Origin of the sequence: Microbacterium sp. KRD172 (assembly GCF_017168295.1) — a bacterium.
Lineage (GTDB): Bacteria > Actinomycetota > Actinomycetes > Actinomycetales > Microbacteriaceae > Microbacterium > Microbacterium profundi.
In genome coordinates this window covers 2,185,847-2,207,165 of sequence record NZ_JABFAS010000002.1, presented here as the reverse complement: position 1 = coordinate 2,207,165, position 21,319 = coordinate 2,185,847, and the positions used below count along the sequence as shown (strand labels likewise).

Below are 21,319 nucleotides of genomic sequence, written 5' to 3'. Positions count from 1 at the left end.
CCATATCGAACGCACAGCTACGAGCGGCAGTCTGAACTTGTTGAAGGAGCAGACCATGAACGAAGACAAGAACACCAACGAGTCCGCGTCACCCGAGCAGCCTGCGCCGCAGGAGCGGGGCGGCAGTGGTGCCGGCCATGACATGCCGGCGGCGTTCGCGTCGTACCACGCGCCGACCTCTCAGGGACCCCAGGCGCCCGGTGCCGCGTTCGGCATCTCCACACCGGCCACGGGCGTTCCGGCCGCCGCGGAGGGCGCTGCGGTGCAGACCGTGACGAAGACCAAGGAGAAGAAGCCGTTCGGCGCAGGCAAGGTGGCCGCACTCATCGTCGCAGCCTCGCTCGTCGGAGGCGCAGCCGGACTCGGCGGCAGCTACCTCGGCAACAACCTCTGGTCGCAACCGGTCGGCTCCACTGCGACCGGGACCGGCACGATCACCGTGAACAACCCCGGCTCCGTGAACGAGACCACCGCGATCGCGACCACCGTGCTGCCCTCCGTCGTCACGCTCGAGGTCGCTGGCCAGGAAGGATCGGGCAGCGGCTCAGGCGTCGTGCTCAGCAAGGACGGCTACGTGCTCACGAACACGCACGTCGTCACCCTCGGCGGCGCGGCCGCGGATCCCGCCATCAGGGTGACGGGCTCCGACGGTCAGATCTACGACGCCACGATCGTCGGCACCGACCCGATCTACGACCTCGCGGTCATCAAACTCGAGGGCGCGGAAGACCTGACACCGATCGAGTTCGCAGATTCGTCCGAGCTCAACGTCGGCTCCACGGCGGTCGCCGTCGGTGCGCCGCTCGGCCTTTCGAACTCGGTCACCACCGGCATCGTCAGTGCGCTGAACCGCAGCATCCAGATCGCATCGTCCGCCCTTCCGGACTCGGCGGATCAGGACAGCCAGGACGACGGCGGCGACTCCGGTCAGGAGGGCGGTCCGTTCCAGTTCGACCTTCCGGGCACCAAGCCCCAGAACGCGACCGAGTCGATCTCGATCGCGGTGATCCAGACGGATGCCGCGATCAACCCCGGGAACTCGGGTGGTGCGCTCGTCGACAGCGAGGGCAAGCTCATCGGCATCAACGTCGCCATCGCGACAGCCGGCAGTTCCGAGGAGTCCGGTTCGATCGGGGTGGGCTTCGCGATTCCGTCGAACGTCGCCAAGCGCATCTCCGAGGAGATCATCGAGGATGGCGCCGCGACGCACGGTCTGCTCGGCGCCTCTGTCAGAGACGCCTCCTCCGTGGAAGGATCCGAGGTGGCCGGCGCGTACATCGCCGACACTCCGGTGAGCGGCGGTGCGGCCGAGTCCGCGGGTCTGAGCGAGGGGGACATCGTCACCACCTTCAACGGCGCACCGATCGCGAGTGCCACCGACCTCACCGCCCAGGTGCGTGCAGCAGCGGCCGGCAGTGATGCGAAGCTCACATATGTCCGCGACGGCAAGTCGTACGACATCGACGTGAAACTGGGAGAGCTCAGCCTCTGACGCCACCCGTTTCCCAGAGAAGGACGCCACCCCGCGATAGGCTCGCGGGGTGGCGTCCTTCTCCTTCGGCTCCGGCAATGCGGCCAAGCTTCTTCGCATCCCGTTGTATGCCGTCGGCGGAATAGGCGCTGCCTTCGTGCCCCGCGGGCAGCGCTGGGTGTTCGGCTGCGGCGCGGGCATCGGCGACGGCGCGCTGGCGCTGTGGACGCTCGCGACGGCCGAGGGGCATGACGCCGTCTGGCTCGTCTCCTCTCCTCGCGAACGAGCGGATGCCGCGGCCCTCGGCATCCCCACGATCTCGAAGTCGTCGCTGCGGGGCTGGTGGGCCACCGCACGAGCCGGCGTCCTCGTCGTGACACATGGTCTCGGTGACGTGAACCGGTACGCCGTCTCAGGCGGCTTCGTCGTACAGCTGTGGCACGGCATCCCGCTCAAGCGCATCGGGCTCGACTCGCCCGCGACCACGCAGGTTCCGAACGTTCCAGGCGCCGGCCTCCTTCGCCGTCTGGTCGGCCTGCTGTACCGCCGCACCGCACAGCGCATCCGCGTGCTGCCTGCGGCATCCGATCGCTCGCGGGGCCGGCTCGAATCCGCGTTCGCACTGGGCGATGCGCGCGTCGTCGTCACCGGCGAGCCGCGCGTGGACGTGCTGTCGACCGGCACCGACGAAGAGCGGCGGCAGACGGCATCCGCTCTGCTCGACGCCGCATCCGGCCCGCTACCCGAGGGCGCCCGCGCACTCCTGTACGCACCGACCTGGCGCGACGGCGGCGATGACGTCGCCGTGCCGACCGCCTCGGAGTGGGTACGCATCATCGCGCTGCTCGAGTCGCAGAACGCCGTGCTCTTCATCCGCTCCCATCCGCTGGGAGCCGGCGCGTATCAGCCGCCGCTGCCGAGCGCCCGAGTGCGGATGCTGGGATCCGACCTCGTCTCCGACATCACTCCCGCGCTGGCGGGGTTCGACACGCTCATCACCGACTACTCGTCGCTGGCCTACGACGTGGGGCTTCTGGCGATGCCGGTGCTGTATCTCGCACCGGATGCCGCGGACTACGCCCGCACGCGCGGTTTCTACGGGCGGTACGAAGACGTCGCCGGTGTTGACGCGGCGACGGACTGGACCGAGTTGCTCGAGCAGCTCGGCGCCCTGCTCGCGGACCCCGATGCGTTCGCCGCGCGTTCCACGCGATCCACTACGCTCAGCGCACAGATGCACGCATACCGCGACGGACGCAACAGCCGCCGGGTGTACCAGGCGATCCGCCAGCGGGGAATCCCCGCGCCGAAGGGAGCACGATGACGACGGCCCGGATCGATGAGCAGGCGGAGACGCTGGTCATCGCAGGCACGGGGCCGAAGCCGGCCACGGCGACGCTCGAAGGGCCGCGGGCGCGTGCGGTGGGCAGGATCACCGGTGGGGGCAAGACCTGGAAGGCGATCATTCCGCTTCGCAGCATCCGCTGGGGGAGTGAAGAGCTGCCGCTGCCATCGGGGTCGTACGCGCTGAGCGTCGCCGGCGTCGATCTCGATGACGTCGGGATCGGCCCTTCGCTGCTCGCGAGCATCCGGATAGCACTGCACGGCGCCCATGTCGAGATCGCCGCTCCGCTCGCGTTGATCCATGAGACGAGCGAGGGGCAGTCGACCCTGGAGGAGCGCTACGTCGCTCAGTCCGGCGGCGACGAGAACGCCGTGTTCTTCGAGAGCTTCTACGGGCAGAGCGTCGGCTGCAACCCGCGGGCGATCGACCGCGAGCTCGCGGCACGCGCCCCGAACGTCACCAGGTACTGGAGCGTCGTCGACATGTCGATCGCCGTCCCGGAGGGCGCGATCGCCGTGGTCGAGGGAAGTCCCGAGTGGTGGCGCGCGCGGGGAGCAGCACGGCTGCTCATCGTGAACGACTGGATGCGGCGCCGCTTCGCGCGCAAGGCGGGCCAGAAGGTGCTGCAGACGTGGCACGGCACTCCGCTGAAGCGTCTCGCGCTGCACCGGCGCGGGTTCGACCCCAGGCGCATGGCCGCAGTCGTGAAGGAATCGCGCCGTTGGGATGTGCTGCTCGCGCAGAACACCTACTCCGAACGGATCCTGAAGAAGGCGTACGCGTTCTTCGGCAAGCCGATCTGGACCGACGGCTACCCGCGCAACGACGTGCTCACGACGGACGACGGATCGGCGACGCGAAGGGCGCTGGGCGTCGGTCCCGACGAGCGGGTGCTGCTGTACGCGCCGACCTGGCGCGACGACCGCAGCGAGATCGTCGATTTCGTCGACCCGCAGCTGCTCGCAGAGCAGACGGATGCTGTGGTGCTGGTGCGCGGACACTCGCGTACCCTGCGCCCTGGGCGCGACCAGTCCGGGGCTCGGGTGATCGACGTGACCGGCTATCCGGACACGGCCCGGCTGCTGCTGGTCGCCGACGCACTCATCACCGACTACTCCTCGGTCATGTTCGACTACAGCGTGACCGGCAAGCCGATGTACTTCATGGTTCCCGACCTGGACCACTATCGCGGTGAGCTGCGCGGTTTCTACTTCGATCTCGCCGAACGCGCGCCTGGGCCGTTGGTCACGACGCAGGACGAGCTCTCCGACGCCCTCATGGACGAATCGCTGCCCGGATTCTTCGCCGAGCGGTACGCCGCGTGGCGCAGGCAGTTCAATTCGCTCGACGACGGGCATGCTGCGGAGCGTGTGGTCTCGCGGCTGCTGGATCTCGGTTTCGTCGACGCGTGACACGCCGCGCCTATGGCAGCGGCGTGTTCTGCGTACCGAGGCGCGAGGCGTCGACGGTGCCGCGGGCGCCGCGGAGCACACCGACGAGGAAGCCCGCACCCCACGCCAGATGCATGGTCGGAAGCACCGCGAGCGTCCAGATGCGCTCGCGCGGGGTTCTGCCGCCTCCCGGGCGCAGTGCCATCGCGATGACGAGCAGGAGGTAGGCGACCAGGGGCAGATAGACGACGGACGCCACGATCGACCAGACGCCGCTCAGAACGCCGGTCAGCTGCAGCACCGCCACGATCAGGGCGAGTGCGACGTTGAGCACCAGCGCCGGCGGCGCGAAGAACCGCAGGCCGTTGCTGCGCCCGTAGCGCCGGACGAGTTCGCCTCGCCAGGCGCCGGTGGCACGGAACTGACGCGCCAGACGCCACCAGCTCTCGCGAGGCCAGTAGGTCACTGACAGTTGCGGATCGAGCCACACCCTGTGCCCGGCCTGTCTGATGCGCAGGTTCAGTTCCCAGTCCTCACCGCGACGGATCGATTCGTCGAAGAGCCCGACCTCCTCGAGGACGTCGCGGCGCATGACCCCGAGGTACGCGGATTCGGCTTCGCCCTCGTGAGCGGTGCCGTGGTAGGCGCCGCCGCCGAGTCCGATGGGAGAGTTGTAGGCGCGGGCCACAGCCGTCTGGAACGGGGTTCGTCCGTCGGCCCGCATCACACCGCCGACGTTCGCGGCACCGGTGCGGTGAAGGGTCGCGAGCGCACGATGCGCGTAGCCCGGGGAGAGCTCCGAGTGCGCGTCGACCCTGACGATCGTCGGGTAGCGGCTGGCGCGTATCGCGGCGTTGAGGCCGACGGGGATGTGCGCATCGGGGTTGTCGACCAGACGGATGCGGTCGTCGTCTGCGGCGAGGCGCTGCGCGAGTTCGGTCGTCCCATCGGTCGAAGGCCCGAGTGCGAGGACGAGCTCCGCGGGCCCCTCCAGCTCCTGCTCGAGCACCGAGGCGACGGCGTGCTCGAGGTAGGCGCGTTCGTTCAGTACGGGCATGACGAACGACGCGCCGTTCGAAGGCGTTGCCGAATCGTTCTCTGCCACCCCCCGATCATGTCATGGCGAGGTGGCGCTGCCTGCGTAGTCTTGTCATGTGGGTGCTGTAAAAGATGTCAAGAAGGCGTATCGCCTGCTGCGCAAGGCGGTGCGCTCGCGCATGGCGGTGCAGCGCGTCAGACGCACCCTCGAGGCGATGCCTCCGCACCCGGAGCAGCACTACAAGATCGCGGTGTACTTCGCCGACGGTGCGGTGAACATGTACCAGATGCGCCAGTGGTACCGCCCGCTCGCCGAACTCGACAAGCTCTGGCCGGTGGTCGTTCTCGCGCGCAACCCGATCGGAGCGGAGAAGCTCATCGCGGAGGACGCGCCGCCGGTGGCGTTCGTGCCGACCGTGCGCGATCTCGAGCGCTTCATCCGCGACCAGGACATCCGCATCGTGCTGTACGTGAACCAGAACACGCGAAACTTCCAGATGTTCCGCTACGGCCGACGCTGGCACGTGTTCATCAATCACGGCGAGTCCGACAAGATGTACATGACGACGAACCAGTACAAGGCCTACGACTACGCACTGGTCGCCGGCCAGGCCGCGCGTGATCGTCTGTCCCGCACGCTCTGGGACTACGACGTCGACCACCGGACCATCGAGATCGGCCGTCCACAGGCCGATCACTTCTCCGGCACGCTGCCGTACACCCCTGACGAGCGCACCGTCGTGCTGTACGCCCCGACGTGGGAGGGCGATCGCCCCAGCGCGCACTACGGATCGATCGCCACTCACGGCGAGACGCTCGTGGGTGCCCTGCTGGCGTCCGGATCGCATCGTGTCATCTACCGACCTCACCCGCGCAGTGGTGTGGTCGACGACGAGTACGGCGCCGCGCACAGACGGATCATCGCGGCGATCGCCGCGGCGAACAGCGCGGACCCCCGCGCGCAGCACGTCTACGACGACGGCCCGGAGCTCGGCTGGCAGCTCGCCTCCGCCGACGTCGCGATCGTCGACATCTCCGCGATGGTGTACGACCGCCTCGCGGCGGGCAAGCCGCTCATGATCACGCGTCCGGTCGACGAGCGCGCGTCGGTGGACACCGGCGGGTATCTCTCCGACTGCGAGTGGCTGAGTGCGGATGCCGTGGCCGACGTCGTGCGCGAGGTCGAACGCGTCCGTGGCGACGAGGACGCCATCATGCGGCTGCGCATGTGGGTGCAGCGCTACTTCGGCGACACGACGCCCGGCGTCGCCACCGCGAAGTTCCACGCCGCCATCGCGCAGTTGATGGGCGAATGGGACGAGTGGCAGATACGCGAGATGGGCGCGATCAAGTCCGGTGAGGACGACGATGATGAAGAGGACAAGGACGAGCAGCTCCACGGCTGAGCCGGGGAACCTCTTTTGGAACGGGCCCGACTTAGCTAAGCTAGGGTGATGGCCCAGATGAACATGCACGAGGCGAAGAGCCAGCTCTCTTCGCTGATCGCACGCGTTCTCGAAGGCGAGAAGGTCACGATCGCACGCGCGGGTCGACCGCTTGTGGACATCGTTCCCCACCGTGAATTCACTGTCGTATACGGACTCGCGGCAGACGAACCCGAGCACGATCCGTCGTTGTTCGACGGGGTGGACGAAGAGATCAACGATCTGTTCTACGGGCGACGCAGCTGATGCTGCTCGACACCAACGCGCTGATCTGGTTGGTGCACGACAGCCCTCGGCTCGGGCTGGCGAGCCGCGGGCTCATAGATGTCGCGACTCAGGTGTACTACTCCTCGGTGTCCGTCACCGAGATCACGATCAATCACATGCTGGGTCGCACGTCGTTGCCAGGAGGCGAGACGTTCCCTGAGATCTTCCGGTCGTCGGGATTGACCGAGCTACCGCTCCTCGCTTCACACGCCGGTGCCCTATTGGGATTCGAATCTCTCGTCCGGCATGACCCGTTCGATCGGCTTCTGCTCGCTCAGGCGAAGCAGGAACGGTTCACCTTCTTGACCAGCGACGCGACCCTGCTCGGGTTGGACGAAGACTGGATCAAGGATGCGCGACTCTGATGGCGGACGCTCCCGCTCCGTAGACTGACCACTATGCAGTACCCAGAGGCTGAAGCCGTCGCATCCCGTTTCGAGGCGATCGACGAATCCGCATCGACGAATGCGGCATTGCGCGTGCTCTCGTCGGACGCCGAGGCGTGGCCGCACCTGTCGGTGCTCCTCACCGACAATCAGACGGCCGGACGGGGGAGGCTCGATCGATCGTGGGTGTCGCCGGCCGGTTCGGCTCTGGCGATCTCGGTTCTGTTGCGAGAACTGCCCTCCTCGCCCGAGGCGATGGGATGGATCCCTCTCATCGCCGGAGTGGCGATGGCACAGGCCGTCTCCGCCCAGCTCCCTGGTCACGACGTCGGCGTGAAGTGGCCGAACGACCTCCTGGTCGATGGGGGCAAGATCTGCGGCATCCTGGCCGAATCGACCGGCGGCGCCGTCGTCGTCGGCGCCGGTGTCAACACTGCGATGACCGAGAAGCAGCTCCCGGTTCCCACTGCGACGTCGTTCGCCGTCCTGGGCGAGAGTGCCGACGCCGATCTGCTCGTCGCCGCATACGTCGGAGGGCTGGGCGATCTCGTCGCGTCGCTCGTCACGTGGGGAGACGCCGTGCGCAGCGGCGTGCATGCCGCGGTGTCCGCCCGGTGCGCCAGCCTCGGCCGAGAGGTCGACGTCTCGCTTCCCGACGGCACGGTTCTGCACGGCACCGCGCTGCGTCTCGAGTCGGACGGCCGACTCTGCGTCCGCAGCGACGGCATCGAGCACCTGATCGCGGCCGGCGACGTCGTGCACGCGCGCCTGAAGTGAGTGGGCATCCGGCGGGCCGGGCAGGACACGCCGACCGCTGGCGGGCGATGTCCGACACGCCAGGCACAATGGAGGGGTGACCCAGCCCGTGACACTCGGAGGGCGGCCGATGATGCCGCCGCCAGGCGCACCCGCCGAAGAGCTTCTCATCGCGCGGTTCCGCAGTCACGCGCGGCGACTGTTCTGGTCGGCCCTGCTGCTCATCGCGGTGGCAGGCGCCACCGGGTTCTTCTACGGGAACCTTCCCGCCGGTTTCGAGAACTGGATGCTGATCGCCGCAGCCGCCGCTCTGGTCCTGTTCGGCGTGCTGATGCCGTTCCTCGTCTGGGCCTCGCGCAGCTACGTGGTCACCACGAGGCGCGTGGTCGTGCGCGAGGGGATGGGCGCGCGGCGGAGTCGTGAGATGTCGCACGTGCGCGGATACTCGATCGGCGTGCGGCGGGGCATCGTGCAGCGCATGTGGGGTGCGGGAACCATCACACTGTCCAACGGGGTCGACACCCCGCTGCGTCTCGCGAACGTGCCGAACGTCACGCTGGTGCACGAGGCGCTGGCGGATCAGATCGAGGTGAACCAGATCCTCGCTCACCGCGACGCGCAGTCGATGTCCGATCCCGACTCCGACCACTGAGCGCACCCCTCCTTTGCGGGTCGTTGAGCGAGGCGAAGCCGAGACGAAACGTGTTGAGCGAGCGTCAGCGAGTCGAAACGTCCTCCCCATATGCGAGAGAATGGCCACGACGAACGGAGATCTCGATGGCGTTGCGTGTAGGAGTGATCGGCGGCGGACAGCTGGCCAGGATGATGATCGCTCCGGCGGTGGAGCTGGGGCTCGACATCCGGGTGCTGGCCGAGTCCGAAGGGATGTCGGCGCAGCTGGCGGCGACCGCTGTGGGCGATTACCGTGACCTCGACACCGTGCGAGCGTTCGTCAACGACGTCGACGTCGTCACGTTCGATCACGAGCACGTCCCTCAGGACGTGCTGAAAGCGCTCGTCGCGGAAGGCGTCGCGGTGCATCCGGGTCCTGATGCCCTGCAGTACGCGCAGGACAAGCTCGTCATGCGTGCGCGCCTCGCCGAGCTCGGTGTGCCGCAGCCGGATTGGTCCGCCGTGCGCGACACCGCCGAGCTGCAGACGTTCCTCGACGACCACGGCGGCAAGGCCGTCGTGAAGACCCCGCGTGGCGGCTACGACGGCAAGGGAGTGCGCGTCGTGCGCGCTGCTGAGGACGCTGCCGACTGGTTGGACGCCCTGACGGCCGACGCGGCGACCGGCGCAGGCGATGCACTGCTCGTGGAAGAGCTGGTGTCGTTCACTCGCGAGCTCGCTCAGCAGGTCGCGCGCCGGCCGAGCGGACAGGTGGTCGCATATCCCGTCGTGGAGACCGTGCAGCGCGACGGGGTGTGTGCAGAGGTCTTCGCACCGGCACCGGGCGCGAGTGAGCGGCTGGCCGTGGTCGCCGAGGCGATCGGGCGGCAGATCGCAGACGGACTGGGCGTCACCGGGATGCTGGCGGTCGAGCTCTTCGAGACCGACGATGAGCGCATCCTGGTCAACGAGCTGGCGATGCGCCCGCACAACAGCGGCCACTGGAGCCAGGACGGAGCCGTCACCGGCCAGTTCGAGCAGCACCTGCGCGCGGTCGCCGATCTTCCATTGGGCGATACGTCGCCTCGCGCACGGTGGGCGGCGATGGTCAACATCCTCGGCGGCCCGGCAGAAGGCGCGTTCGAGGACCGCTTCGATGCCGCGATGTCCGAGCATCCTTCGGCGAAGATCCACACGTACGGCAAGGCGGCGCGACCCGGGCGCAAGGTCGGTCACGTGAACGTCGTGGGCGATGACCTCGACGACGTCGTCTACACCGCGCGGGCCGCAGCCGCCCATTTCGCCTGACCCTTCGACAGGCTCAGGGACCGGCTCGACAGGCTCAGGGGCCCTTTCGGCAGGCTCAGGGGCCCTTTCGACAGGCTCAGGGGCCCTTTCGACAGGCTCAGGGACCCTTCGACAGGCTCAGGGGCCCTTCGACAGGCTCAGGGGCCCTTCGACAGGCTCAGGGACCGGCTCGACAGGCTCAGGGGCCGGCGAAGGGCGCGCCGTTCAGCCGAACCAGGGGAGCGGAAAGTACCCTGGGGAGGTGACTGAGCCACTGCACTCTTCTGCCGCGCCCGTCGTCGGCGTCGTGATGGGATCCGACTCCGACTGGCGCGTGATGAGCGACGCTTCCCAGGCCCTCACCGAGTTCGGCATCGCGCACGAGGTCGAGGTCGTCTCGGCGCACCGCACGCCGGACAGGCTGATGCAGTACGCGCGCGAGGCGCGGGGCAGAGGGATCCGCGTCATCATCGCCGGCGCCGGGGGAGCAGCGCACCTGCCCGGCATGCTCGCATCGATGACTCCGCTGCCGGTCGTCGGGGTTCCTGTGCCGCTCGCATATCTCGACGGGATGGACTCGCTGCTCTCGATCGTGCAGATGCCCGCCGGCATCCCCGTCGCCACCGTGTCGATCGGCGGTGCTCGCAACGCCGGCATCCTCGCGGCACGCATCCTCGGCGCATCGGATGCCGCGCTGGCGGATCGGCTCGAGGAGTACGCTCGCACTCTCGAGTCGCAGGTCGCGGAGAAGAACGAACGGCTGAAGGACTCCCTGTGACGGTTGCCGCTCCCGGCGCGGCGATACGGAGCGGGCGCCGTCTGATCGAGCCCCGACCGCTGCGCCATCCCGATGCGGCCGATCCGGCCTTCATGGGTCGCCGTGGCTGGTGGCTGGTCGTGATGAACGTGCTGATCCCCGGTTCCGCGCAGGTGCTCGCCGGAGGCAACCGCAGACTCGGCCGTTTCGGCCTGGTGGCCACGCTGCTGAGCTGGTTCCTCATCGTGCTCGCTGTCGTCTCGGCGCTTTTCTGGCGTTCGGTGCTCATCTCGGTGGTCACGAACTGGTTCGTTCTGACGCCGCTCCAGGTGCTGTTCGTCGCCTACGCGGTGCTGTGGGTCGTGCTGACCTTCGACACACTGCGCCTCGTGCGCCTCGTCAAGATGCCGCAGGCTTCGCGTTTCGCGATTCCGGTCGTGGCGCTGATCATCGTGGGCCTTCTCGGCGGGGGCGCGGGCTACGCGGCGAGCGTCGCCGGTGCCAGCAAGGGCGCGATCGATGACATCTTCGGTCAGAGCGGACCGAGCGTCGAACCCAGCGAAGGCTATTACAACATCCTGCTGCTCGGCGCGGACAGCGGCGACGGCCGCGACTCCATGCGCTTCGACAGCATCTCGGTGGTGTCCGTCAACGCCACGACAGGTGCGACGACGATCTTCGGCATCCCGCGCGAACTGCCGAATGCGCCGTTCAGCGAGGGAAGCCCGATGCAGGCGCTGTATCCTGGCGGCTTCGAAGGGCACGCGTCGCCGACCTGCGGGTGGGACGGGTGGATGAACCACATCCGCTACGCGGCCGAGGTCTGTCGGGACGATCAAGGCGCCGAGCTCTACCCGGATGCCGCAGCCCAGGGGTCAGCGCCCGGTATCGAGGCGACGAAGGATGCCGCGGAGGGCATCCTCGGGATCGAGATCCCGTACTACATCTTCATCGACATGAACGGCTTCGCAGCCATGATCGACGCCCTCGGAGGCGTCGACATCAACGTCACCGAGCGTCTGCCGAAGGGCGGTCCGCCGGAGGGCTGGACCGGCACAGACGTCAACGAGTGGGCGATCGGCTGGATCGAGCCTGGGCAGCAGCGCATGGACGGCGATACCGCCCAGTGGTACGCGCGATCGCGGTACACGACCAGCGACTGGGATCGCATGCAGCGCCAGCGTGAGCTGCAGATCGCGATCCTCGACCAGTTCACGCCCGAGAATGTGCTGACCCGCTTCAACGAGATCGCGTCCGCCGGCACTGTGCTCGTCGACACGGATCTGCCAAGGGACAAGCTGCCGGAGTTCTTCGACCTGATGATGAAGGCGAAGGAGCTGCCGGTCACGCCGATCGAGCTGGTGCCCGAGAACGGCATCGACGAGTTCGAGCCGGACTACGCCTTCGTCCGCGACCTCGCGCAGCAGACGCTGCACCCGCCGACCGAGACGCCGACCCCGACACCGTGATCCGACGTTCAGAGTCTGCTGCTACGAGCAGTCGAGGTCGCCTGTCGTCGTCTCCGGTTCCTCGATCATGGGGGTGTGCTGCACCCTGGTGACGCGTTCGGCGGTGCCGGCGAATGAGACGGTGATCGTGGTCGACTCGCCGGGTGCCAGCAGCACGTCGAGCTGAACGATCTCGCGGGTACCGAGCGTCGTCGTCTGCGCGTCTTCGGCTTCGTCGCCGTCACGATCGGTCGATCGCAGCGTCGCACCCTCGGGGCCGTACACGGCGACGAGCGTCCGGACATCGCCCGGATCGATCTCCCCTCCGCCGCCCGTCACGGATTCCGGCAGTGTCTCCGCAGCATCCTGGGGCGCATCATTGGTCCAGGTCACCTGCACCTGGGTCGCCCGCTCTCCTCGGCATTCTCCGACGGCGGTGCTGATCGCGGCGGCGGTGTGGAAGTCCATCTTCCCGCCGGTCGCGTCGTTGAAGAGCACGCCGACGTTGGCGCCGCGTTCGCCGTCGACAGGAAGTGCGCCGCCGAGAGACGACGCGGCGAGAAGTCGCTGTTCCTCTGGGTGCGCACTCCAGACACGGATGCGGTCTTCGTCCGCCGAGGCGGAGAGCGCTCCGATGATCTTCTGCGGCTGCGTGCTGCTCAGCGAGGCGACCAGCACCGCATTCGCCGCCTGCACGAAGACGTCGTTCGACTGATTCGGATCGGTGACGCTCGTGTACATCTCGGAGAGGAGGATGGGCAGGATGCTGTCGGCATCGGCGGTGAACGGGCCGAAGGAGACCTCGCCTGTTGCATCGGTCAGGTACTTCGCGACGACGGCGTCGATCGCGATCACTCCGTCGATGCTCTGCCCGAAGCGCTGTTGCCAGCGCAGTGCGAGAATCGGCCCGGCCTCGGTGAAGTCGGGGATGCTGGTGATGTCCTGCACGGCGACGCCGGGACGATCCCCGAACAGCGCGATCGTGGATTCACTCAACGGCAGGGGCGACTCGAGCCCGGGGAAGTCCCGGGTGGAGGCCTGCTGCACGATCGTGATCTTGCCGCCCTCGGCGTGCAGCAGCGTCAGCGACCTGACGATGCCGCCGCTCGAGCGCAGTTCCGCGTTGTCCTGCATCACGACGAGGTAATTGCGCGGGGTGTCTCCGCCGAGCATCGTCGGCAGCACGACGGAGGCGCCGTGGATCGCACCGACGGCGGTGGCGGTCTTCGTCACGACGTCGCGCATGTCGCGGACGGCGTCCGCGAACGGCGTGAGCGCGGCACCGGCATCGATCTGCTGCGCCCTGATCTCTGCGGCGGCGAGCGTCGCGCTTGCGGCAGCGAGAGGCTCCTCGGCAGCGGCGAGGGGGGAGTAGTCGATCGATGCTCCGCTGACGCCGAGACCGGCGAGATCGACGTCGCCGGCGATCCCCAGCAATGGGGTCACCGCATCCGTGGCTATGCTGTCCGCGATCTCTGCGATCTCTCGCATCGCCGTGAAATTCTGGCCCACCCAGGGGACGAACTCGAATCCGCGCCAGATGGGATCGGAGGTGAGATCGCGTGCGGACGCTGCGTGCTGCGCGATGCGAGGTGCCACCAGCTCTGCCCTCGCGAGATTCTGCTCTGCGATCGAGGTGCGCAGCTGCGAGGTCGAGGTCGCGACGCCTTGCAGCTCGCTGGCGGCACTGAATCCTCGGATGACGACCCAGCCGGTCGCGAGCACGAGCAGCGTCACAACAGCGCCGATGACCCATCGGATCCATCGGCGCTGCACGGGAAGTCGGCCGTCACTCACCCCTGCATTCAAGCATGGACCGGCGTCACTCGCGGGTTTTCCTGGACGTCGCGGATACTCTGTGGTTATGGGTGCCCAGTTGCGTGTCGTTCTCGACCAGATCACACAGGTCATCGACCCGGATCAGGCGACCGCCGCGCTGGACCTTACGGCGGGCCTGGTCGCCACGGCGCCGTCGGGATGCACGGTGGAGGCCATCGTGCCCGCCGGGGGAGCGGCCGATCTGGTCGGACTCGCAGGCACGCGTGTGCTTCCGCTGGGGCGGCGCGAGCTCGCAGGCTCCTGGCAGCTCGGGATCGTGCCGGGCGTGGGCGGCGGGCTCATCCACGCCCCGACGCTCATGGCGCCGCTCGTCAAACACGATCGTCTGCACCACGACGACCAGGTCGCTGTGACGGTCTGGGACCTGCAGGCGTGGGAAGCACCGGAACTGAAATCGAAAGGCGCTGTCGCGTGGCAGCGCGGGATGCTGCGTCGCGCGTCCAGGCACGCCGACGTCGTGGTCGTTCCCTCTCACTCCATGGCGGAAAGGATCGGTTCGTTCGCGAAACTCGGTGATCGGGTGCGGGTGATCTCTGGCGCGGCCCCGGAAGGGTTCGAGGTTCCGGTCGACGCAGCGCAGCGGCGGACCGCGATGGCACTGCCGGAGCGCTACGTAGTGCTCACCGGTTCGGCCGAGAGCCTGGAATCCGGCTTCCGGGCTGCGGCTGCCGCTGACGTCGATGCCGTCGTTCTGGATGCCGCGGACGGTGCGGAGCCGCGACTGGTGGAGATCGCGTCTGCCGTCGGGCTGCCGGAGCGTCGCGCGCACGTGCGCGGCACACTTCCTGCCGAAGACCGTGCCGCCGTGTTGGCCGGCGCCGCAGCGTTCGTCGCGACCAGCGCTCTGTCGGCATGGCCGTGGCGCGCGATGGAGGCGATGTCACTGAGTGTGCCACTCATCGCGGTCGACAGCGGAGTGCACCGCGACGTCATCGCGGAGGGCGGCTCGCTGGTCCCGCCCGATGAGCTTTCCGATGCGCTGACGGATGCCGTCGGTGCCGGCGGAAAGCGGCTCGGAGTGCTCGCGGGGGACAGGGCACGGGCCTTCTCGTGGGCGAGTTCCGCCGAACGGGTCTGGGCGCTGCACGCGGATCTCTGACGCAGGTCGCTCGCTCGGGTCATGTCGGTGCCATGCCCGCTGTACCGATCAGGCCCCGAGGTACGCCGCGAGGGCATCGCCACCGTCACGCGGTGTGAATCCGGTCGCAGTGATCTTGGTCAGATCCAGCACGCTGTTCAGCGGACGGGGGGAGACCGGCGGGGTTGCGTTCGCGAAGTACGCGGCGGTGGTCACATCGCTCACGCGTGCGAGGTCGTTCCCGGTCAGACGGAAGACATCGCGGGCGATGTCAGCCCACGAGAGTTCGGCGCCGCCGCTGGTGACGTTGTAGGTGCCGTAGTCGGCACCGACCTCGAGCAGGTGCACGATCGCGTCCGCGATGTCGGTCGTGAACGTCAGCCGTCCGATCTGGTCGCTGACGACGCTCGGATCGATGCCGCGGTCGGCGAGCGAGGCCATGGTGCGCACGAAGTTCTTGCCTTCGCCGATCACCCAGGACGTGCGGACGATGTAGTGCCGTGACGCGGTCTGGGCGGCCAGGTCGCCGGCGGCTTTGGACTGCCCGTATACGCCGAGCGGTGAGAACGCGGCGTCCTCGGTGTAGGCGCCGTCCTCAGTGCCGTCGAACACGTAGTCGCTCGAGACGTGCACGAGTGTGATGCCGTTCTCATTGGCGATGCGTGCGAGGGCCGCGACGGCCACAGCATTCGCCTGCCATGCGGCAGCACGCCCTTCGGGCGTCTCTGCGGCATCGACGGCTGTGTACGCGGCGGCGTTGATGATCGTGCCGTAGTCGCGCCAGCGTCGCGCCCGCGCGATGTCGGGGGCTGTGACGTCGAGCTCGGCACGGGTGGTGTACTCGATGTGTGCGGCATCTCCGAGACGAGCACGCAGTGCGAGACCGAGCTGTCCGCCTGCACCGAGCACCAGCGTCTTGCGCGGGGGGATCGGTGCGACGTCGGCGAGCCGCGGGTGGGCTTTGTCCTTCTCGGAGATCTCGACTTCGCTGAGCGGGATCGGCCACTCGATGGCGGCCGTCTCGTCTGCGAGGTTGAGGAACGCGTATTCGGCGGCGGGCGACCAGTGGTCGTTCACGAGGTACGCGTATGCCGTATCGGGTGCGAGCGTCTGGTACGAGTTGCCGACTCCGCGGGGCACGAAGATCGCTCTCGAGGGGTCGATCTCGGTCGTGAAGACGGCGCCGAAGCTGGGGCCCTCGCGGAGGTCCACCCACGCACCGAAGATGCGTCCGGTTGCGACCGAGACCCACTTGTCCCACGGTTCGGCGTGGACGCCGCGGGTCGTGCCGACCTCGTCGTTGAAGGAGATGTTGTTCTGCACCGGACCGAAGTCGTCCAGCCCCAGCGCGGTCATCTTCTCGCGCTGCCAGTTCTCCTTGAACCAGCCGCGCGAGTCGCCGTGCACGGGCAGCTCGAACAGCACCAGTCCGGGGATCGGCGTCTCGATGCGCTGCAGCTGCTTGCCGAAGATGTCGTTCACTGGCCTTTCCCCGCGTAGAACGCCTCGGTCGCGTCCTTGCTGGGCGCCCACCAGTCCTCGTTCGCGCGGTACCAGTCGATCGTCGCGGCAAGGCCCGACTCGAAGTCGCCGTATGCAGGGTTCCAGCCGAGTTCCGTGCGCAGTTTGGTCGAATCGATCGCGTAGCGCAGGTCGTGGCCGGCACGGTCGGTGACGTGGTCGTACGCGTCTGCAGGCTCACCCATGGTGGTGAGGATCAACTCGACGACGTCCTTGTTGTTCTTCTCCCCGTCGGCGCCGATCAGGTACGTCTCGCCGTTGACGCCCTTGTCGAGGATGGTCAGCACGGCGGAGGAGTGGTCGTCGGCGTGGATCCAGTCCCGCACGTTCTCGCCGGCGCCGTAGAGCTTGGGGCGGATGCCGCGGATCACGTTCGTGATCTGACGCGGGATGAACTTCTCCACATGCTGGTAGGGGCCGTAGTTGTTCGAACAGTTCGAGATCGTCGCCCGCACTCCGAACGAGCGCACCCACGCGCGCACCAGCAGGTCACTGCCCGCCTTCGTCGAGGAGTACGGAGATGACGGGTTGTACGGCGTGGTCTCGGTGAACCGCTCCGGGTCATCCAGTTCAAGATCGCCGTACACCTCATCGGTGGAGATGTGATGCAGGCGGCTGTCGTGGCGGCGTGCGGCCTCGAGCAGCGTGTAGGTGCCGACGATGTTCGTGTCCAGGAACGGGCGCGGGTCGTCCAGCGAGTTGTCGTTGTGGGACTCCGCCGCGTAATGCACCACCGCATCTGCCTGTGAGAACAACTCGTCAACCAGTGGCGCATCCGTGATGTCGCCGTGCACGAACGCGACCCGGTGCTCTGGCAGCCCCGCCAGCGATGCCCGGTTACCGGCATACGTCAGGGCGTCGAGGACGGTCACGTGGTGGTCGGTGTTCTCGACGGCATGGTGCACGAAGTTGGAGCCGATGAAGCCGGCCCCGCCGGTCACGAGCAGACGGCTCATACGTGTCCTCTCCTGAGCAAGTCCAGCAGGTAGGTGCCGTAGCCCGACTTCACCAGCTTGTCCGCACGCGCGCGCAGCTCGTCATCTGTGAGATACCCCTGACGCCACGCCACCTCCTCGGGCACACCGATCTTCAACGCCGTACGACGCTCCATCGTGCGCACGTAGTCCGCGGCGTCCGTCATCTGATCGAATGTCCCGGTGTCCAACCACGCGGTGCCGCGCGGCAGGACCTCCACCTGCAGCTTGTCCCGCTCCAGATAGGCACGGTTGATATCAGTGATCTCATACTCGCCGCGCGCACTCGGCTCAAGATTCCGTGCGATCTCGACGACGTCGTTGTCGTAGAAGTACAGGCCGGGCACCGCGTAGTTGCTCTTCGGGGACGCGGGCTTCTCTTCCAGAGAGATCGCCTTGCCCTCACCGTCGAACTCGACCACACCGTACGCCTGAGGCTCAGCGACCCAGTATGCGAAGATCGCACCTCCCTCGATATCGGAGAACCTCTTGAGCTGCGTGCCCAGGCCCGGTCCGTAGAGCAGATTGTCACCGAGCACGAGGGCCACATTGTCATCGCCGATGAAGTCCGCGCCGATCGTGAACGCCTGTGCCAGTCCATCCGGAGACGCCTGCTGCGCGAAAGTGAGATTGATTCCGAACTGCGAACCGTCGCCCAGCAGACGTTCGAAATGCTCCGCGTCGTGCGGCGTCGTGATCACCATGATGTCCCTGATACCCGCGAGCATCAACGTCGACAACGGGTAATAGACCATCGGCTTGTCGTACACCGGGATCAACTGCTTCGATACGCCGAGAGTAATCGGGTGCAGCCGAGTACCCGAGCCGCCCGCGAGAATAATGCCCTTCACGAGTCCATCGTGGCACATGGATCGCGCGAGTCGTGAAGCTGGTGAGAGACGGTGAATCCGCGCGACACGCGGCGTTTCTCTCCAGTTTCTCTGGTCGCAGTGGCATCATCCCGTAACTTCCGCCACACTAGTCACATGTCTCGACCTGCCCCACGCTCTCGAAACGCGCTCAACATCGCGCGATTCCTCACCGTTCTCGTTGCTGTGACGGCTGTCGTGGTCGGCACTGTCGCGCCGGTGGCGGTGGCCACGGCATCCGCCTCGCAGAGCACGACCGCCAGCCTCGCGCGCACCGCAGGCGACCCCGCGCAGACGGGAATCGTCAAGACTTCGCTCGCCGGCTTTAGTGCGGGAAACATCATCAGCGATGCGGTGTTCACCAACAAGAGCACCATGACCGAGGCGCAGATCCAGAGCTTCTTCAACGGCAAGGTCTCGCGATGCCAATCGGGTTATGTCTGTCTGAAAGACTTCAAGATCAGCTCGGTGAATCGTCCCGCCGACGCGTACTGCAGCGGGTACACCGGCGCGGCTAACGAGTCCGCCGCGCGCATCATCTATCGGGTGGCGCAGTCGTGCAACATCAATCCGCAGGTGCTCATCGTGATGCTCCAGAAGGAGCAGGGGCTCATCAGCCACACGTGGCCGAGCTCGTGGCGCTACGACAGCGCGTTGGGGCAGGGTTGCCCGGACACTGCTCCGTGCGACCCGAACTTCGTCGGCTTCTTCCACCAGATCTACGGCGCAGCGCGCCAGATGCAGATATACATGGAGGGCAAGTGGTTCCAGTGGTATGCGCCGGGTAAGACCTGGGGCATTCTGTACCACCCGAACGCGTCGTGCGGACGAGGAAACGTCTACGTCGCGAACAAGGCGACTGCGGCGCTCTACTACTACACGCCGTACCAGCCGAACGCGGCTGCCCTTCGTGCCGGATACGGTGAGGGCGATGGCTGCTCGAGCTACGGCAACCGCAACTTCTACAACTACTTCACGGACTGGTTCGGGTCGACGCAGAAGCCGGCTTACACACCGACAGGAGCCATCGCTACCGAGTGGAAGCGAATGGGCGGTGCCGCCGGCGCTCTCGGCAACCCGGCCGCGCCCGTGCAGATCGTGACGGACCCGAACGGCAACGGGCAAGCGCAGCAGTTTGCTGGTGGTTGGATTCACTCGTCCGCCAAGGGCACTTTCTCATCGCGACCCCAGGTGATGACTGCCTATAGCGCAGCGGGATGGCTACGCGGGGACCTCGGCTGGCCCGTGACGCAGGGGTGGTGCACGAGTGGCATCTGCTCGCAGGCATTCGAAGGTGGGATCATCTCCTACGCGACCGGCAAGGCTGCAACGACCACTTTCGGCGTATCGCCCGGGGCGATCGATAAGGAATACGCCGCGCGTGGGGGAGCGACCGGTGCACTAGGCAAACCGCTTGCCGCCGTGCAGCTGGTGTCAGACCCGAACGGCAGCGGTTTGGCACGGAAGTACACGGGTGGGTGGATCCACTCGTCAGCGAAGGGGACGTTCTCGTCGTCGTCGAAGATCATGGCCGGATACAGCGCAGCAGGATGGCTGCGTGGCGATCTGGGTTGGCCGGCCAAAGCGGAGCAGGTTGTGACTGATCCGAACGGCAACGGAGTCGCACAGGAATTCGAGGGCGGCTGGATCCATTCATCGGCGAAGGGGACGTTCTCGTCGTCGGCGACGGTGATGAAGGCGTACAGCGCCGCGGGCTGGATTCGCGGCAAGCTCGGCTGGCCCACCGGAGCGGAGACGTGCACTGGTCAGGTGTGTGCTCAGGGCTTCAACGGGGGGATGATCAGCTATATCAAGGGTCAGGCTGCCGTCATGACGTTGGGCGTGACGGCTGCCGCGATCAACGCAGCCGCAGCCGCGCAGACGAGTGTGACGAAGTCGCTAGGCGTCGGGCAGACGGTTCAGACCGTGGCCGATCCCAACGGAAGTGGCCTCGCACAGAAGTTCACAAACGGATGGGTTCACTCGTCTGACGCAGGAACGTTCGTGTCTTCGGCCCCCATCATGTCGGCATACAGCGCCGCCGGATGGCTACGGGGCAAGCTCGGCTGGCCGACGGGGATGGAGACGTGCTCGGGAACGGTATGCTCGCAGCCGTTCGAAGGAGGAACGATCTCGTACACCCCGGGTAAAGCGGCTGTCGCGATGCTTGGAATCACTTCGGCAACGGTGACGACGATGAGGTCAGCGCAGGCAGGCGCTCTCGGCGCGGCTGGCGCGGGGGTCCAAGTCGTTGCTGATACCAACGGGAACGGGCTCGCTCGCAAGTACGCGGCGGGTTGGATGCATGCGTCGGATCGGGGCACGTTCTCGTCTTCGACGAAGATCATGAACGGCTACAGTGCAGCGGGATGGCTCCGAGGGTTCCTGGGCTGGCCGGTGAAGGCTGAGCAGGTGGTGACTGATGCGAAGGGCAACGGCGTCGCGCAGGAATTCGAAGGCGGCTGGGTCCATTCATCTGCGACGGGTACGTTCTCGTCGTCATCGAAGATCATGGCTGGGTACAGCGCCGCGGGATGGGTCCGTGGCGATCTGGGTTGGCCGGTGAAGGCGGAGCAGGTTGTTACCGATCGAAACGGCAACGGCGTCGCGCAGCAGTTCCAAGGCGGTTGGGTCCATTCGTCCGCGAAAGGCACGTTCGCATCTTCGTCCACAGTGATGACGGCGTACAGCGCTGCGGGTTGGTTACGTGGCAAACTCGGCTGGCCGACCAGTGCTGAGACATGCTCTGGTGGAGCGTGCTCGCAGACTTTCACTGGAGGAACGATCGCCTACTCCCCGGGCAAGCCGGCAGTGACCACGTTCAAGTGAACACTC

General features: G+C 67.0%; 18 protein-coding genes. 13 read left to right on the top strand and 5 right to left on the bottom strand.

Annotated features, from left to right (window positions below; translation table 11 throughout):
• Positions 1 to 55: 55 nt before the first annotated feature.
• Genes J1M43_RS11045 through J1M43_RS11035 form a run of 3 tightly spaced genes read left to right on the top strand, consistent with a single transcriptional unit; the run spans position 56 to position 4,228 of the window.
• On the top strand, positions 56 to 1,492 hold the full coding sequence (locus tag J1M43_RS11045; RefSeq protein ID WP_274607440.1) for a S1C family serine protease: 1,437 nt from the start codon (positions 56 to 58) through the stop codon (positions 1,490 to 1,492).
• Between the two features lie 49 nt (positions 1,493 to 1,541).
• Positions 1,542 to 2,795 carry a CDP-glycerol glycerophosphotransferase family protein gene (locus J1M43_RS11040; RefSeq protein ID WP_206476700.1) on the top strand — a complete coding sequence of 418 codons (1,254 nt, stop codon included), beginning with the start codon at positions 1,542 to 1,544 and terminating at the stop codon, positions 2,793 to 2,795.
• The gene (locus J1M43_RS11035) at positions 2,792 to 4,228 is read left to right on the top strand and encodes a CDP-glycerol glycerophosphotransferase family protein (RefSeq protein ID WP_206476699.1); all 1,437 of its coding nucleotides are present in this window, start codon (positions 2,792 to 2,794) and stop codon (positions 4,226 to 4,228) included. Before J1M43_RS11040 ends, J1M43_RS11035 begins: the two co-directional genes overlap by 4 nt.
• Before the next feature lie 10 nt (positions 4,229 to 4,238).
• Here J1M43_RS11035 and J1M43_RS11030 read toward each other — a convergent pair whose 3' ends face one another.
• A complete protein-coding gene (locus J1M43_RS11030) occupies positions 4,239 to 5,264 on the bottom strand; it encodes a glycosyltransferase family 2 protein (RefSeq protein WP_206477375.1) in 1,026 nt (341 codons plus the stop codon).
• Positions 5,265 to 5,361: 97 nt separating this feature from the next.
• Between J1M43_RS11030 and J1M43_RS11025 the strand changes: the two genes are divergently transcribed.
• The 8 genes from J1M43_RS11025 (at position 5,362) to J1M43_RS10990 (ending at position 12,224) form a co-directional block, all read left to right on the top strand.
• Complete coding sequence (locus tag J1M43_RS11025; RefSeq protein WP_206476698.1) at positions 5,362 to 6,651, top strand: CDP-glycerol glycerophosphotransferase family protein; 1,290 nt, start codon at positions 5,362 to 5,364, stop codon at positions 6,649 to 6,651.
• A gap of 48 nt (positions 6,652 to 6,699) precedes the next feature.
• On the top strand, positions 6,700 to 6,936 hold the full coding sequence (locus J1M43_RS11020; protein WP_206476697.1) for a type II toxin-antitoxin system Phd/YefM family antitoxin: 237 nt from the start codon (positions 6,700 to 6,702) through the stop codon (positions 6,934 to 6,936).
• Complete coding sequence (locus J1M43_RS11015; protein ID WP_206476696.1) at positions 6,936 to 7,322, top strand: type II toxin-antitoxin system VapC family toxin; 387 nt, start codon at positions 6,936 to 6,938, stop codon at positions 7,320 to 7,322. The genes J1M43_RS11020 and J1M43_RS11015 overlap by 1 nt, the downstream gene beginning before the upstream one ends.
• Before the next feature lie 33 nt (positions 7,323 to 7,355).
• Positions 7,356 to 8,120 carry a biotin--[acetyl-CoA-carboxylase] ligase gene (locus J1M43_RS11010; protein ID WP_206476695.1) on the top strand — a complete coding sequence of 255 codons (765 nt, stop codon included), beginning with the start codon at positions 7,356 to 7,358 and terminating at the stop codon, positions 8,118 to 8,120.
• 76 nt (positions 8,121 to 8,196) lie between these two features.
• On the top strand, positions 8,197 to 8,751 hold the full coding sequence (locus J1M43_RS11005; RefSeq protein ID WP_234001404.1) for a PH domain-containing protein: 555 nt from the start codon (positions 8,197 to 8,199) through the stop codon (positions 8,749 to 8,751).
• Between the two features lie 125 nt (positions 8,752 to 8,876).
• A complete protein-coding gene (locus J1M43_RS11000) occupies positions 8,877 to 10,019 on the top strand; it encodes a 5-(carboxyamino)imidazole ribonucleotide synthase (RefSeq protein WP_206476694.1) in 1,143 nt (380 codons plus the stop codon).
• A gap of 289 nt (positions 10,020 to 10,308) precedes the next feature.
• The gene (gene purE / locus J1M43_RS10995) at positions 10,309 to 10,776 is read left to right on the top strand and encodes a 5-(carboxyamino)imidazole ribonucleotide mutase (protein WP_206477373.1); all 468 of its coding nucleotides are present in this window, start codon (positions 10,309 to 10,311) and stop codon (positions 10,774 to 10,776) included.
• On the top strand, positions 10,773 to 12,224 hold the full coding sequence (locus J1M43_RS10990) for an LCP family protein (protein ID WP_307823406.1): 1,452 nt from the start codon (positions 10,773 to 10,775) through the stop codon (positions 12,222 to 12,224). The genes purE and J1M43_RS10990 overlap by 4 nt, the downstream gene beginning before the upstream one ends.
• A gap of 21 nt (positions 12,225 to 12,245) precedes the next feature.
• On the opposite strand, the gene J1M43_RS17095 is transcribed toward J1M43_RS10990, so the two are convergent.
• On the bottom strand, positions 12,246 to 14,000 hold the full coding sequence (locus J1M43_RS17095) for a DUF4012 domain-containing protein (RefSeq protein ID WP_206476693.1): 1,755 nt from the start codon (positions 13,998 to 14,000) through the stop codon (positions 12,246 to 12,248).
• A 67-nt stretch (positions 14,001 to 14,067) separates the two neighbouring features.
• Here J1M43_RS17095 and J1M43_RS10980 point away from each other — a divergent pair, with 67 nt between their 5' ends.
• Positions 14,068 to 15,141, top strand: coding sequence for a glycosyltransferase (locus tag J1M43_RS10980; protein ID WP_206476692.1), 1,074 nt, complete (start codon positions 14,068 to 14,070; stop codon positions 15,139 to 15,141).
• A gap of 48 nt (positions 15,142 to 15,189) precedes the next feature.
• Here J1M43_RS10980 and J1M43_RS10975 read toward each other — a convergent pair whose 3' ends face one another.
• From J1M43_RS10975 to rfbA, 3 genes are read right to left on the bottom strand one after another with little or no spacing between them, the layout of a single operon-like run.
• Positions 15,190 to 16,602 (bottom strand): bifunctional dTDP-4-dehydrorhamnose 3,5-epimerase family protein/NAD(P)-dependent oxidoreductase, encoded by a 1,413-nt coding sequence (locus J1M43_RS10975; protein ID WP_206476691.1) that lies wholly within the window; start codon positions 16,600 to 16,602, stop codon positions 15,190 to 15,192.
• Positions 16,599 to 17,597 (bottom strand): dTDP-glucose 4,6-dehydratase, encoded by a 999-nt coding sequence (rfbB, locus tag J1M43_RS10970; protein ID WP_206476690.1) that lies wholly within the window; start codon positions 17,595 to 17,597, stop codon positions 16,599 to 16,601. Before rfbB ends, J1M43_RS10975 begins: the two co-directional genes overlap by 4 nt.
• Positions 17,594 to 18,466: a glucose-1-phosphate thymidylyltransferase RfbA gene (gene rfbA / locus J1M43_RS10965; protein WP_206476689.1), complete on the bottom strand. Its 873-nt coding sequence runs from the start codon at positions 18,464 to 18,466 to the stop codon at positions 17,594 to 17,596. The genes rfbB and rfbA overlap by 4 nt, the downstream gene beginning before the upstream one ends.
• A 135-nt stretch (positions 18,467 to 18,601) precedes the next feature.
• Between rfbA and J1M43_RS10960 the strand changes: the two genes are divergently transcribed.
• On the top strand, positions 18,602 to 21,313 hold the full coding sequence (locus J1M43_RS10960; protein ID WP_206476688.1) for an LGFP repeat-containing protein: 2,712 nt from the start codon (positions 18,602 to 18,604) through the stop codon (positions 21,311 to 21,313).
• Positions 21,314 to 21,319: the final 6 nt, after the last annotated feature.

Bases quoted from the DNA above. Each gene is read 5' to 3' on its own strand.
- J1M43_RS11000 (WP_206476694.1), top strand. From the start codon at position 8,877: ATGGCGTTGCGTGTAGGAGTGATCGGCGGCGGACAGCTGGCCAGGATG.
- J1M43_RS11015 (WP_206476696.1), top strand. From the start codon at position 6,936: ATGCTGCTCGACACCAACGCGCTGATCTGGTTGGTGCACGACAGCCCT.
- J1M43_RS11020 (WP_206476697.1), top strand. From the start codon at position 6,700: ATGGCCCAGATGAACATGCACGAGGCGAAGAGCCAGCTCTCTTCGCTG.
- J1M43_RS11045 (WP_274607440.1), top strand. From the start codon at position 56: ATGAACGAAGACAAGAACACCAACGAGTCCGCGTCACCCGAGCAGCCT.
- J1M43_RS11030 (WP_206477375.1), bottom strand. From the start codon at position 5,264: ATGCCCGTACTGAACGAACGCGCCTACCTCGAGCACGCCGTCGCCTCG.
- J1M43_RS11035 (WP_206476699.1), top strand. From the start codon at position 2,792: ATGACGACGGCCCGGATCGATGAGCAGGCGGAGACGCTGGTCATCGCA.
- purE (WP_206477373.1), top strand. From the start codon at position 10,309: ATGGGATCCGACTCCGACTGGCGCGTGATGAGCGACGCTTCCCAGGCC.
- J1M43_RS11010 (WP_206476695.1), top strand. From the start codon at position 7,356: ATGCAGTACCCAGAGGCTGAAGCCGTCGCATCCCGTTTCGAGGCGATC.
- rfbB (WP_206476690.1), bottom strand. From the start codon at position 17,597: ATGAGCCGTCTGCTCGTGACCGGCGGGGCCGGCTTCATCGGCTCCAAC.
- J1M43_RS10960 (WP_206476688.1), top strand. From the start codon at position 18,602: ATGTCTCGACCTGCCCCACGCTCTCGAAACGCGCTCAACATCGCGCGA.
- J1M43_RS10980 (WP_206476692.1), top strand. From the start codon at position 14,068: ATGGGTGCCCAGTTGCGTGTCGTTCTCGACCAGATCACACAGGTCATC.